Origin of the sequence: Kitasatospora sp. NPDC058190, from assembly GCF_042883685.1 — a bacterium.
Taxonomy (GTDB): Bacteria; Actinomycetota; Actinomycetes; order Streptomycetales; family Streptomycetaceae; genus Kitasatospora.
In genome coordinates this window covers 1-11,622 of record NZ_JBHVVI010000192.1, presented here as the reverse complement: position 1 = coordinate 11,622, position 11,622 = coordinate 1, and the positions used below count along the sequence as shown (strand labels likewise).

Here is an 11,622-nt window from a genome sequence, read left to right as displayed (position 1 = left end):
CGCGGGGGTGACGGCTGCCGTCACCCGCGCGAGGCCCGTCACCACCCGCCCGGGGGCTGTTCGCTCCGGCATGTCATCGGCGGCCGCACCGTGCGCCCCGAGCCATCCACCTGTCCCCATGTGAAGGAGAACATCCATGCGTACCAAGATCGCTGCCATCGCCGCGGGAGCCGTCATATTCACCGGCCTCGGAGTCGGCACCGCCACCACCGCGTCCGCCAGCACCCCCGCCGTGTGCTCCTGGACCGGCTTCAGCAGCGACAACGAGCCGGAGGTCAGCTACGGCGACAGCGGCCCGGAGATCAAGGCACTGCAGTGCGAGCTCAACTACAGCGTGCGCGGCGCCGGTCTGCAGGAGGACGGGATCTTCGGCGGCCAGACCCTCGCCATCGTGAAGAAGTTCCAGGGGTGCGCCGGCCTTGACGCCGACGGCATCGTCGGCCCGAAGACCTGGGCCGCGCTGGACAACCAGAGCGACATCGACACCCAGGCGCAGTACCTCTGCTGATCCGGCCCGACCACGTACTCCCCATCACCTGTACCGAAGGAAGAACCATGCGTAACAAGCTTGCAGCCGTCGTCCTCACCACCGTTCTGGCCGCCGGATTCGGTGTGACCACCGCCGGAAGCGCCTCGGCCGCGACGTCCCCGAGCCAGCTCTGCGGCGGCTACAGCACCAGCGAGCCGGAGCTGAGCAACGGCGACAGCGGTAACGAGGTCAAGGCGCTGCAGTGCGAGCTCTACAACTCGCTCGCCTACATGGGCCCGGACGTCGACGGGCAGTTCGGCCCCAAGACCCTCGCCGCGGTGCAGAAGTTCCAGACGTGCACCGGTCTCCAGCCCGACGGCATCGTCGGCCCGTTGACCTGGGCCAAGCTGGACTACCAGAGCAGCCAGGGAACCACCCCTGTGTGGTGCTAGTCGTCCAGGCTGATCCGCCGTAGCGCCCCGGGGCCGAGGGATTCGTGGGTCGTTCGGCGGGGGCCGCTCCGGTCAGTGCGCGGCGGTGCCCGGTCTTGTCCCGGGTGCCGCCCAGCCCTCACCCCTCGGGCCCGTGGGCCCCGAACGACCACACACCCATCGAAAGGAACCCGCATGCGCAACAAGCTCGCGGCCGTCGTCCTCACCACCGCTCTGGCCGCCGGATTCGGTGTGACCACCGCCGGCAGCGCCTCGGCCGAAACCTCGGACTGCGGCACGTACAGCTGGAGCCAGGCGGAGCTGAGCTACGGCGACAGCGGTGACGAGGTCAAGGCGTTGCAGTGCGAACTGAACGCATCCTCCACCCTCTGGTCCACCCCCCTCAGCCTGAGCGTCGACGGGCAGTTCGGCGACCAGACCCTCGCCGCGGTGAAGAAGTTCCAGGGGTGCACCAAGCTCCAGGTCGACGGCATCGTCGGCCCGAACACCTGGAAGGCGCTGGACTTCTGGGCCACCCCGTGGAACGAGCTCACCGGCTGCTGACGAACCGCCAACCACGGCGGCGCGCCTGACCGGGGGGCCAAGGTGCGGTCGGTCCCCGGGAATCGGCGGATTCCCGGGGACATCGCACCACAGTGATCGACTGGCGTCGGCCAGGAGCCTGGCGAGATGCTCGGCTGGGGTCTCCCAGCCGAGCGTTTTGCGTGGGCGCCCGTTCAGGGCGGGGATCGATGGCTCGCGCTGACCGGCCTCAGCGGAACGCGGCGACATTGCGGGTGGCCCAGTCGGCGAAGGGGCGCGGGGCCCGGCCGAGGACCCGCTGGACGTCCGGACTGACGCGCAGCTCGGCCGGGCTCGGGGAGCCGAGGATGTCCAGGGTGTCGTCGGCGAGTTCCGCCGGCATGCTCCGGGCCATCGCGGCCCTGGCCTCGTCGCGGGTGAGCTCGTGGAACCTCACCGGCGTGCCGAGCGCGGCGGCGATGGCCTCCGCCTGCCCGCGCGGAGTGATCACCTCCGGACCGGTCAGCTCGTACACGCCGCCGGCGTGCCGGTCGTCCAGCAGGCAGGCCGCCGCGACCGCGGCGATGTCCGTCGGGTCGACGATCGGCACGCCGACGTCCCCGAAGGGTGCGGGGACGACCTGGTGCGCGCGAACGGACTCGGCCCACCACAGGGCGTTGGAGGCGAAGCCGCCCGGCCGCAGGACGGCCCACTCCAGGCCGGACTCCCGCAGCGCGTCCTCCAGCGCCCGCATCGCGATCCGCGTCTCGCCGAAGGGCCTGGTCGCCACGCCCTGACTGGAGAGCAGGACGACCCGGCGCACCCCGCCGGCCGCAGCTTCGCCGATGATGTCGGCAGGGCTGGCCCCTGCGGCGTGCAGGTCGCCGGACAGCAGCAGGAACAACGCCTTCGCCCCCTCCAGCGCGGGCTTGAGGCCGGCCGGCCTTCCCAGATCGGCGACCACGTGACGGACGCCGTCCGGCACCGCCGCAGCGTGCCGCGACACCGCCGTCACCTGCTCCCCCGCCTCGGCCAGCGCCTGCGTCAACGGCCGGCCGATGTTCCCGGTAGCCCCGGTCACCACGATCATGCTCAGCTCCTTGTCGGATGTCCTCTGTGCTCCTCACGCTAGGAGCGGCGGCTAACTTTTCGTAAGGACATACCTGGAGGTAAGTTCATGACATGACGGAAGGTTTGCAGCACAGCCAGGTCGAGACCAGAGCCCGGTATGACGTGTTTCACACCGACTGCCCCGCCCGCGACATGGTCGACCACGTGACCAGCAGGTGGGGCATCTGGGTGCTGATCTCCTTGCGGAGCAACGACCTCCGGTTCTACGAGCTGCGCGAGAGCATCCAGGGCATCAGCGAGAAGATGCTCTCCCAGACCCTGCGCGCGCTGGTCGACGACGGCCTGGTCTGGCGGAAGGTCGAGCCGACGACGCCACCCCAAGTCACCTACGGGCTGACCGACTTCGGCCAGGAGGTCAGCGAGCCGCTGACGGAACTGTTCGACCGGATCACCAGCCGGCTGTCGCTGCTCGGCCTGCGCAGGCCCGACATCGATTGACATACGGCCACCGACCGGCGGCCGACGGACGGCCTCGCCCGCTGCACGACCCGCGCCCAGCCGGGCCAGCCACGCTGGACTCCCGGCGGTGACAGACTGGGCGACATGACCGCGCACCCCACGATCGGCTCCGTCTGGGCCCGGCGCCACCCGGACGCGCCGCAACACGACCACGACTTCCGGGTGACCGGGGTGTTCGTGAAGGACGGCGTCACATACATCGAGTCCGAGCGGCTCGACAGCGGCGCACTCCACAGGGGGCGACTCGACGACGTCCTTGAGTACGCGGAGCCCGTCAACACCAACTGCACCGTCATTGAAGACCACCGGCACTGAGCAGGCCCGTACGGAAGATGCCGGGCCATCCACGCGGGATCGCCCGGCAGCTCCGTTTACCCGAACGGGTGTCGGGCGGCTTGCCGGAGCACTGAGAGGAGAAGGGCTTCCGCGTTACCCGGGGTGGCCGCCCAGAGCTGCATCTCGGTGTGAGCGGCTTGGCGGCGGGGGCTGATGGCGCGGATCGGCCGGGAGAACTGGGCGCTGAGGCACCACCACATCTCGATGCGGGCCCAGGCGAGTCGCCCGTTCACTCGGGGTCCGTCGCGCGCAGGTGGATCGGGTGGGCGGACTCGATGCCGACGAAGGCGATCGCGCGCACCGCGCCGAACTCGACCAGCTGGTGGGCGATTCGGGCAGCAGAGGCGTCGCCGAAGAGGTCGGCGAGGTAGCCGGCCTGGTCGTCGTCCAGCGGGAGTCGGGCGAGGCTGGTACGGATGGCTTCGAGGGCGTCGGAGAGCCTGGTGAAGGTGGCGACCTTCGTGATGCCCTTGATCTCGACGGTGACGGGGAAGGGGAGTTCGAAGCTCACTGCGGGTCTCCTTCGATTCGCGCCCACATCACCTTGCCGATGCCGCCCGCACGCGGGCAGCATCCCCAGTCTGCGGCGAGCTGGGAGACGAGCCGGAGCCCGCGCCCGGTCTCGTCGTCCTCGGCGGCCGGGCGGGGAATCGACGGCCGGTTGGCGTCGGCGTCGTGCACCTCGATACGGAGCGAGCCGAGGTGGAGTTCGAGCCGGATGAAGATCAGCCGTCCCGGCGGGGTCTTGGCGTGGAGGACGGCGTTGGTGACGAGCTCGCCGAGCACCAACTCGCCGGTGTCGAGGACCTGTTCGCCATCGGGCTGTTTGGCGAGGAAGGCTCGGAGCAGTCGCCGGGCGTAGCCGGCGGACTTGTGGTGCCTGGGCAGCCACCACGAGAACTCGCTCGCAGGGGCAGGCGGCTTCTCCAGCATTTCGGGCATGGCAGGGCCTCCTCCGGGGGTGATGGGAAAGTTCGCGATCCGGAGGGCGGCGAGAGGCATGGGAATGCCCGAGCGATGAGCCGCCAGGATCACGCTGCGTGGTGATGTCCACCACACTTCGTAAGCATGCCCCGTGGCGCTGGCTTCGTGCAATCGAATCCAGCAAAGTACATATGTCCTTTGGGATCTGATGTGACGAAACCACTTCCGTCACGCCAGACTGTGGCCCGACGACAGAGCGCGACGAGGGGAGGTCGGAGCGTGGCCGCAACACCGACGGTGCGCCGCCGAATGCTGGGTGCGGAACTGCGGAGGATCCGTGAGGGGCTCAACCTCAGGGTGGACGACGTGGCTGCCCGGCTCGGATGGCACCAGTCCAAGGTCAGCCGGTTGGAGAACGGGCGCCACGGGGTCCGGGCCAACGAGGTTGGGATACTGCTCGACGTCTACGAAGTCGCCGACCCGGCAACCAGGGAGGCGCTCGCGACGCTGGCGCGCGAGGGCAAGCGGAGGGTGTGGTGGCAGCCCTACTCGGACGTGATCTCGCAGAACTACGCATCGTTCATCAGCTTCGAGGCTGAGGCCGTGTCGATTCGGAACTTCGAGTCGTCGCTCATCCCGGGACTTCTCCAGACCGCCGACTACGTGCGAGCACTCATCCGACAGCTCAGGCCTGACGCTTCGCCCGAGGTGATCAACGCCCTGGTCGATGTTCGCCTGGCACGGCAGAACGCAGCGCTTCAGCGCGAAGATCCGCTCAAGCTATGGGCCATCGTGGATGAGGCCGCACTTCGGCGAGTAGTCGGGAGCAAGGCCGTGATGTCGAAGCAGCTTCAGCAACTGGTCGTCGCGAGTAGAGAGCCGCACGTGTCTTTGCAGGTCGTGCCCTTCGCCGCCGGTGCCCACCCAGGCGTGCACGGGCCGTTCGTGATTCTGGAGTTCCCCGTCCGAAATGATCTCGACGTGGTGTACACCGATGGCCTGGCGAGTAGCCTCTATCTCGAACGGGATGACGACGTCGCTACCTATTCCCAGGCATTCGATCGACTCCGAGCAGCAGCGCTTGACTTCGCACCGTCCCGGCGGCTCGTCACGCAAATTGCAAAGGAACTTGAGTGATGGACAACGATCCGACCGCGGATGTGAGTCGCGCCGAGTGGCGGAAGAGCTCGTACAGCACGGACCAGGGCAACTGCGTCGAGGTCGCCGACGGCTTCGCCGGCATCGTCCCGGTCCGTGACTCCAAGGACCCCAGCGGGCCGGCGCTCGTCTTTCCCACCGACGCGTGGACGGCGTTCGTCACCGCCATCAAGGCACGCGAACTTCCCAATACCTGAGCATGCTTGCGTGAGAAGTCGGCCGGGCCGACTTCTCACGCAAGTGGATTCGCAGTTGATCCCAGATCGCCTTGTCGCCGCCTGGCAGCGGCAGCCCCACCCCCGGCCGTCCACCGACCGGTGGACCCAAGGTTCAACCGGCCGGGCGTGTCGGGCGCGGCCTTCGGCCGACCAGGATCTCGGGTATGAGTCAACTCCCCGTACGGATAGCCCGTTGGAGCGCCCGGCACGCATGGCGCGCGATCGCCGGCTGGTTCGCGTTTGTCATTCTGTGCCTCGGGGCCGGCGTCGCGATCGGCTCCCATGAGGCAACTACCGAGGATTACCGGGTCGGTGAGGCGGGGCGGGCCGAGGCGATCGCGGCTGCGGGAGGCCTGCAGCAGCATCCGACCGAGCAGATCATCATCCATGCCAGGTCCGGGCCGCTGGACCAGGCCGCCGCCGCTGCTGCGGCGCAGGACCTCACCGAGCGCCTGCGCAAGCTGCCCGAGGTGGACAGCGTGGCAGCTCCGGTCCGATCCAAGGGCGGCACGGTTCTCAGGGTCCCGGTGATCCTCAAGGGCCCCGAGCTGGACGGGAAGAAGAACGTCGTCCCGGTCCTCGCCCAGACGGCCCAGGTGCAGGGCGGCCACCCGGACCTGGTCGTGGAGGAGACCGGCTCCCCCGCCATCAGCAAGGGCGTCAACGACCAGCGCGGGAAGGACCTCACGCTCTCCGAGCGCATCACCCTGCCGGTCACGCTCATCACCCTGCTGATCGTCTTCGGATCGGTCGTCATGGCCGGTGTGCCGCTGCTGCTTGCGCTCTCCTCGATCGCCGCCGCCCTGGGGCTGTCCATGATCGCGTCCCATGTCCTGCCCGACCCCGGTGTCGGGACCAACATGATCCTGCTCATCGGCTTGGCGGTAGGCGTCGACTACACGCTCTTCTACCTCAAGCGCGAACGCGAGGAACGGGCCCGCGCCGGGGGACGGCTCAGCTCCGAGGCCCTGGTGGAGCTGGCGGCGGCGACCGCGGGCCGGGCCATCGTGGTCTCCGGTCTCGCCGTGATCGTCTCCACCGCGACCCTGTATCTGGCCACGGACGTCATCTTCTCCTCGCTGGCGACGGGCACGATCCTGGTCGTGGCGGTCGCCATGGCCAGCTCCCTGACCGCACTTCCCGCACTCCTGGTGAAGATCGGCCGGAGGACCGAGCGCCGTGCGGCCGGCAAGGCCGCCCGCCGGGCGAGCCACGGCAAGCCGGTCCGCACGAAGCGCGCGGAGGCCGAGACGGGCCGGGTGTTCGGTGCCCTGCTGAGGCCCGCGCAGAAGCGTCCCGCCCTCACGCTGTGCGTGTCGGTGCTGGTCATGCTCGCCCTGGCGGTGCCCGCGCTCGGCCTGAAGCTCGTCGACCCGGGCAAGGACACCTTCTCCCGCGACATCCCGGCCATGCAGGTCTACGACCGGCTGACCACGGCCTTCCCGGAGCTCCTGGTCAAGCACGTGGTTGTCGCCCGCTCCACTCCGGACCAAGCGGCCCGGGTGCAGCATGCGCTGGCGGACCTCGGCCGGCGGGCGCAGGCCGATCCGCTGTTCGCCAGGGACGCCGAGCCGAGGGTGCGTACGTCGGCCGACGGCCGGATCAGCGTGCTGGAGCTGGCCGTCCCGTTCCCCGCGCCCTCCGCCGAGGCGATCGAGTCACTCGACCACATCCGTAAGGACTATCTGCCCGCCACGGTCGGCAAGCTGTCCGGCGTGGAGACGGGGGTGAGCGGTGACGTGGCCCGAGGCCGCGACTACGTGGATCACGAGAACAGCAAACTGCCGCTGGTCATCGGGTTCCTCCTTCTGATGACCCTCGTGATGACCGTATGGGCGTTCCGCTCGGTGGTCATCGGCCTGATCGGCGTCGTCCTCAACCTGCTGTCCGCCGGGGCCTCGCTCGGCCTGCTGGTCGTGTTCTTCCAGGGAACGTGGGCAGAGGACCTCCTGGCCTTCCACTCCCTCGGCGCGATCGCGTCTCGCGTGCCGCTGTTCCTCTTCGTGATCCTCTTCGGCCTGTCGATGGACTACCAGGTGTTCGTGGTCAGCCGGATCCAGGAGGCCAGGCAGAACGGGATGTCGGCTCACGAGGCGGTGGTGGACGGCATCAGCCGGTCGGCCAAGGTGGTGACCAGCGCGGCGATCGTGATGGTGACGGTGTTCGGTGCCTTCGTCGCCCTGCACCTCACCGAGATGAAGCAGATGGGCTTCTGCCTGGCGGTGGCCGTGCTGCTGGACGCCGTCGTCATCCGGCTCATGGTCCTGCCGTCGCTGCTGCTGCTCCTCGGCGAGCGGGCATGGTGGCCGCTCCGTCCGGTGCGACGGTCACAGACCGCTGTCCCTGCTGCCGGCGTGCCGCAGAACGTAAGCTGACGATCATGATTCAACGGCCGCAGCCCGACGACCGGTTCCGCACCCGGACCCTGCGCCGGTGGTACGCCGTCTCCTGGGTGTTCCTGGGCCTGTGTCCCCCGGTCATCTCCGCGCTGCACCACACCGGAGCGGCGACGCACTGGTCGTTGGCGCTGCTTGCCGTGATCGCCCTCTGCTACGCCGCCGTTGTGGCCCTTCCCCGCAATCCCGTGCTGCGCCCCCACACCTTTCTGGGCGTGCTCGTCCTCGGCTTGGGCGCGCTGTCCCTCCTGCGCGGCGACGGCGCGGCACTGTTCATCGTGTCGCTCCCGCACTTCTGGCTCTTCGCCAGGAGCCCGCGGCACTCGATCGCCCTCAGCGGCGCTGCCGCCGCGGCCACCGTGCTCGGCATCATCCGCCATCAGAGCTGGCACGCGGAGGACTTCTCCACCGGCAACATCGTCTTCACCCTCATCGGCTATGTCGCGGGCGTGCTGCTCGGACTGGGGGTGGTCCGGATCGTCGAGCAGAGCGACGAGCGCGCCCGCCGCCTGGGCTCCGAGCTGGAGAGCGCCCAACTACGCCTGGCCGAGGCGCACAAACTCCAGGGCGCCACGGAGGAGCGCGAGCGGCTCGCGCGGGAGATCCACGACACCCTCGCGCAGGGCTTCGCTTCCATCATCGTGCTGGCGGAAGCGGCCCGATCCAGCCTCGACACCGACCCCGGCAGGAGCGCCCGACAGTTGTTCTCGATCGAGAACACCGCACGCGAGAACCTCGCCGAGGCGCGGGTACTCGTCGGCTCCGCCCCCCAGAGCGGTCCCGCCCTCGGCTCGGTAGCCAAGACCCTGCGCCGGACCCTGGACCGGTTCGCCGAGGACACGGGGCTCACCGTCACCGCGGACCTGCCGGACATCGAGTGCGACCAGCAGACCCGGATCGCGCTCCTGCGCTGCACTCAGGAGTCCCTGGCCAACGTCCGCAAGCACGCGGCCGCCTCCGTGGTGGAGATCGTCCTCGCGCCGTCTCCGGACGGCGTCGAACTGGAGATAACCGACGACGGCAGGGGCTTCGTCGTCGAGGACTCCCACGGCTTCGGGCTCAACGGCATGCGCAATCGCCTGGCCGAACTCGGCGGCGCGCTCACCGTCACCAGCTCCCTCGGCGACGGCACCCGCGTCCTCGCCGTGATTCCCACGAACAGTCAGGTGTGACGACATGACAGCTCGGACAGCGGCGGACGGGCTCCGCATCATCGTGGTCGACGACCACACGGTCATGCGCGCCGGGGTCGTCGCCCTGCTGGCCTCCGAGCCCACCATCGACATCGTCGGCGAGGGCGGCGACGGCCGCGCGGCCGTCGAACTCGTCGAGCGCCTGAAGCCGGACGTTGCCCTGATCGATCTGCGGATGCCGGTCCTCGACGGGGCAAGTGCCACCGCCGAGATCGTCGCCCGCCACCCGGGAACCCGGGTACTGATCCTGACCACGTACGACACCGACGCGGAGATCGAGCGCGCGGTCGAGGCCGGCGCGATCGGCTACCTGCTCAAGGACACCACGCGTGACCAGCTCATCGACGCCATCCGCTCCGCGGCCCGCGGCGAGACCGTCCTGGCCCCGAGAGTCGCGGAGCGGCTGGTCGCCCGCATGCGGCAACCAGCTCCGGTGGCCCTGACCACCCGGGAGGTGGATGTGCTGAGCGCGGTCGCCGACGGCCTGTCCAACGTGGAGATCGGCCGGCGGCTGGTCATCGCGGAGGCCACGGTGAAGACCCATCTGCTGCGGGTCTTCGCCAAGCTCGACGTCAGAGACCGCACGCACGCGGTGGTCGTGGCCCTCGAACGCGGACTGCTGGACAGGCGCTAGCCCAGGTGCCCAGTGAACGTTCGACGATGGCGAAAGCTCACTGGTGGCCGTGGTGGTCGTGGCCCGCGTGCGGGTCACCGTGTGCTGCGTGCCCGCCCGCGTCCGGGGAGCCGCCCATCATCCGGAGCATCGCGGCGCCGCCGGTGCGGAGGAAGCGGGTGAGCAGCACGGCAGCCAGCAGCAGGAAGGCGATGTTGAGCCAGGTGGTGTAGTTCCACTCGACGCCGGACATCGGGATCTCGGCGTTCCGCTGGTTCGGCACCAGGCCGAGGCCGCCGAAGAGGAACTCGACCACGTACCCGGCCAGCACCATCGCCGTGTAGAAGGTGCCGAGGAGGAAGAGGGCCATCCGGGGGCCGTAGTACTTCCGGTAGATGTTGAGGATCGGCAGGATCAGCAGGTCCGCGAAGATGAACGCGACCACGCCGCCGAAGCTGATGCCGCCCTTCCACAGCACCACCGCCAACGGCACGTTGCCGATCGAGCAGACGAAGGACGCGATCGCCACCAGGGGGCCGATCAGCGGGCCCCAGAGCTTGCCCGCCAGCGGGTGGTCGGCGAAGAAGAAGGCCTGCCAGAACGAGTCGGGGACCCAGGCGGCGATGGCGCCGGCGATGAGCAGGCCGACCACCAGGTCCCTGAGGATGGCGGCCCACTCCATCACGAAGACGTGCGAGACCGAGGTGAGGCCCTGCCGGGAGAGCAGGCGGCGGGCGAAGGGGCCCTCCCCGGCCACCGACATGTCCATCGCCGCGTGGCCCTCCATTGAGCCGGCCCGCCCGAACTCGGCCTCGTGGCGGGCTTCCTGGAGCAGCCGCGGGCGCAAAAGCCGCCGGAAGAGCAGGGCCAGCAGCAGGATCATCACCGGTCCGCCGACGAACTCGGCCGCGGTGAACTGCCAGCCCAGCAACAGGGCCAGGATGATGCCGAGTTCGACCACCAGGTTCGTCGAGGCGATCTCGAAGGCCATCGCCGCGGTGAAGTTCGCGCCCTTGCGGAACAGCGAACGAGCCAGGGCGACGGCCGCGTAGGAGCAGGAGGAGGAGGCCGCGCCGAGGGCGGAGGCGACGGCGAGGGTGCGGGGGCGGTCGTCGCCGAGCAACCGCACCACGGTGGACTTGTGGACCACGGCCTGGACGACGGCGGAGAGCAGGAAGCCGAGGATCAGGGCCCAGGTGATCTCCCAGGTCATCGATCCGGCGATGGACAGCGCGTGCAGGATCGCGTGCATAGTGGTCCGCCTTCCTCAGTCCCAGTCGGCGACCATATACCCGTACGGGGTATTCAGGAACCGTGACGCGCCGACACCCGCCGCTGGGCCGCCCGTACGACCAGCGCACCCGCCGCACCGAGCACGCACAGCACGGTGGCGGCCAGCACGGCGTGGTTGGCGCCGTCGGCGGCGCCCCGGGCGGTGGCGGGGCGGCCGAGGCCCATCAGGGTGACGGTGACCGCGACGCCGAGCGAGGAGCCGAGGTAGCGGGCGGTGTTGTTGGCGCCCGAGCCCATCGCGGCGCGGTGCGCGGGGACGCTGGTGACGGCGAGGCGGCCGAGCGCCGCGTTGAGCACGCCGCTGCCGACACCGGCCACCGCCAGGCCGGGGGCCAGCCGCAGCCAGGAGTCGCCGGGGTGCAGCCCCAGCAGGGCGAGTTCGCCGACGCCGCAGACCAGCAGGGCGACGGCCAGCTGGGCGGTGGCGCCGATCCGGTCGGCGAGACGCCGGGCCTGGAGTGCGGCGACCACCGACAGGC

Annotated in this window: 15 protein-coding genes; 10 read left to right on the top strand and 5 right to left on the bottom strand. The window is 69.7% G+C overall.

The genetic code is table 11. The annotated features are described in order from the left end of the window. Positions 1–136 precede the first annotated feature (136 nt). The 3 genes from ACFVWU_RS42535 to ACFVWU_RS42525 all read left to right on the top strand — a co-directional run bounded on the left by ACFVWU_RS42535 (position 137) and on the right by ACFVWU_RS42525 (position 1,464). Positions 137–508 (top strand): peptidoglycan-binding protein, encoded by a 372-nt coding sequence (locus ACFVWU_RS42535; RefSeq protein ID WP_387631579.1) that lies wholly within the window; start codon positions 137–139, stop codon positions 506–508. Between the two features lie 47 nt (positions 509–555). After that, positions 556–921 (top strand): peptidoglycan-binding protein, encoded by a 366-nt coding sequence (locus tag ACFVWU_RS42530; RefSeq protein ID WP_387631577.1) that lies wholly within the window; start codon positions 556–558, stop codon positions 919–921. Between the two features lie 174 nt (positions 922–1,095). Then, entirely contained in the window at positions 1,096–1,464 is a 369-nt protein-coding gene (locus ACFVWU_RS42525; protein WP_387631575.1) for a peptidoglycan-binding protein, read from the top strand. Between the two features lie 208 nt (positions 1,465–1,672). Here the strand turns inward: ACFVWU_RS42525 and ACFVWU_RS42520 are convergent, their stop codons facing one another. Next, positions 1,673–2,512, bottom strand: coding sequence for an SDR family oxidoreductase (locus tag ACFVWU_RS42520; protein ID WP_387631573.1), 840 nt, complete (start codon positions 2,510–2,512; stop codon positions 1,673–1,675). A gap of 92 nt (positions 2,513–2,604) precedes the next feature. Here ACFVWU_RS42520 and ACFVWU_RS42515 point away from each other — a divergent pair, with 92 nt between their 5' ends. Together ACFVWU_RS42515 and ACFVWU_RS42510 are read left to right on the top strand one after the other, a co-directional pair. Further along, complete coding sequence (locus tag ACFVWU_RS42515) at positions 2,605–2,991, top strand: winged helix-turn-helix transcriptional regulator (protein WP_387631570.1); 387 nt, start codon at positions 2,605–2,607, stop codon at positions 2,989–2,991. 105 nt (positions 2,992–3,096) lie between these two features. Next, complete coding sequence (locus ACFVWU_RS42510) at positions 3,097–3,327, top strand: hypothetical protein (RefSeq protein ID WP_387631568.1); 231 nt, start codon at positions 3,097–3,099, stop codon at positions 3,325–3,327. Positions 3,328–3,577: 250 nt separating this feature from the next. Here ACFVWU_RS42510 and ACFVWU_RS42505 read toward each other — a convergent pair whose 3' ends face one another. Both ACFVWU_RS42505 and ACFVWU_RS42500 read right to left on the bottom strand, forming a co-directional pair. Next, positions 3,578–3,859, bottom strand: coding sequence for a hypothetical protein (locus ACFVWU_RS42505; protein WP_387631566.1), 282 nt, complete (start codon positions 3,857–3,859; stop codon positions 3,578–3,580). After that, complete coding sequence (locus tag ACFVWU_RS42500) at positions 3,856–4,290, bottom strand: ATP-binding protein (protein ID WP_387631564.1); 435 nt, start codon at positions 4,288–4,290, stop codon at positions 3,856–3,858. Before ACFVWU_RS42500 ends, ACFVWU_RS42505 begins: the two co-directional genes overlap by 4 nt. Before the next feature lie 261 nt (positions 4,291–4,551). On the opposite strand from ACFVWU_RS42500, the gene ACFVWU_RS42495 reads away from it, so the two are divergent. From ACFVWU_RS42495 to ACFVWU_RS42475, 5 genes are all read left to right on the top strand, one after another. Next, the gene (locus ACFVWU_RS42495; RefSeq protein ID WP_387631562.1) at positions 4,552–5,409 is read left to right on the top strand and encodes a helix-turn-helix domain-containing protein; all 858 of its coding nucleotides are present in this window, start codon (positions 4,552–4,554) and stop codon (positions 5,407–5,409) included. Further along, on the top strand, positions 5,409–5,627 hold the full coding sequence (locus ACFVWU_RS42490; RefSeq protein ID WP_387631559.1) for a DUF397 domain-containing protein: 219 nt from the start codon (positions 5,409–5,411) through the stop codon (positions 5,625–5,627). The genes ACFVWU_RS42495 and ACFVWU_RS42490 overlap by 1 nt, the downstream gene beginning before the upstream one ends. A 185-nt stretch (positions 5,628–5,812) precedes the next feature. Next, entirely contained in the window at positions 5,813–8,023 is a 2,211-nt protein-coding gene (locus ACFVWU_RS42485) for an MMPL family transporter (protein WP_387631557.1), read from the top strand. A gap of 5 nt (positions 8,024–8,028) precedes the next feature. After that, the gene (locus tag ACFVWU_RS42480; RefSeq protein WP_387631554.1) at positions 8,029–9,216 is read left to right on the top strand and encodes a sensor histidine kinase; all 1,188 of its coding nucleotides are present in this window, start codon (positions 8,029–8,031) and stop codon (positions 9,214–9,216) included. A gap of 4 nt (positions 9,217–9,220) precedes the next feature. After that, positions 9,221–9,871 (top strand): response regulator, encoded by a 651-nt coding sequence (locus tag ACFVWU_RS42475; RefSeq protein ID WP_387631552.1) that lies wholly within the window; start codon positions 9,221–9,223, stop codon positions 9,869–9,871. A gap of 37 nt (positions 9,872–9,908) precedes the next feature. Here ACFVWU_RS42475 and ACFVWU_RS42470 read toward each other — a convergent pair whose 3' ends face one another. Together ACFVWU_RS42470 and ACFVWU_RS42465 are read right to left on the bottom strand one after the other, a co-directional pair. Further along, a complete protein-coding gene (locus tag ACFVWU_RS42470) occupies positions 9,909–11,102 on the bottom strand; it encodes a permease (protein ID WP_387631549.1) in 1,194 nt (397 codons plus the stop codon). A gap of 53 nt (positions 11,103–11,155) precedes the next feature. Next, a partial coding sequence (locus tag ACFVWU_RS42465; protein ID WP_387631546.1) for an MFS transporter occupies positions 11,156–11,622 on the bottom strand: 467 nt, incomplete at its 5' end.

Excerpts from the sequence above, each read along its gene's own strand:
- ACFVWU_RS42535 (WP_387631579.1), top strand. The coding sequence starts at position 137 with ATGCGTACCAAGATCGCTGCCATCGCCGCGGGAGCCGTCATATTCACC.
- ACFVWU_RS42530 (WP_387631577.1), top strand. The coding sequence starts at position 556 with ATGCGTAACAAGCTTGCAGCCGTCGTCCTCACCACCGTTCTGGCCGCC.
- ACFVWU_RS42525 (WP_387631575.1), top strand. The coding sequence starts at position 1,096 with ATGCGCAACAAGCTCGCGGCCGTCGTCCTCACCACCGCTCTGGCCGCC.
- ACFVWU_RS42520 (WP_387631573.1), bottom strand. The coding sequence starts at position 2,512 with ATGATCGTGGTGACCGGGGCTACCGGGAACATCGGCCGGCCGTTGACG.
- ACFVWU_RS42515 (WP_387631570.1), top strand. The coding sequence starts at position 2,605 with ATGACGGAAGGTTTGCAGCACAGCCAGGTCGAGACCAGAGCCCGGTAT.
- ACFVWU_RS42510 (WP_387631568.1), top strand. The coding sequence starts at position 3,097 with ATGACCGCGCACCCCACGATCGGCTCCGTCTGGGCCCGGCGCCACCCG.
- ACFVWU_RS42500 (WP_387631564.1), bottom strand. The coding sequence starts at position 4,290 with ATGCCCGAAATGCTGGAGAAGCCGCCTGCCCCTGCGAGCGAGTTCTCG.
- ACFVWU_RS42490 (WP_387631559.1), top strand. The coding sequence starts at position 5,409 with ATGGACAACGATCCGACCGCGGATGTGAGTCGCGCCGAGTGGCGGAAG.
- ACFVWU_RS42485 (WP_387631557.1), top strand. The coding sequence starts at position 5,813 with ATGAGTCAACTCCCCGTACGGATAGCCCGTTGGAGCGCCCGGCACGCA.
- ACFVWU_RS42480 (WP_387631554.1), top strand. The coding sequence starts at position 8,029 with ATGATTCAACGGCCGCAGCCCGACGACCGGTTCCGCACCCGGACCCTG.
- ACFVWU_RS42475 (WP_387631552.1), top strand. The coding sequence starts at position 9,221 with ATGACAGCTCGGACAGCGGCGGACGGGCTCCGCATCATCGTGGTCGAC.
- ACFVWU_RS42470 (WP_387631549.1), bottom strand. The coding sequence starts at position 11,102 with ATGCACGCGATCCTGCACGCGCTGTCCATCGCCGGATCGATGACCTGG.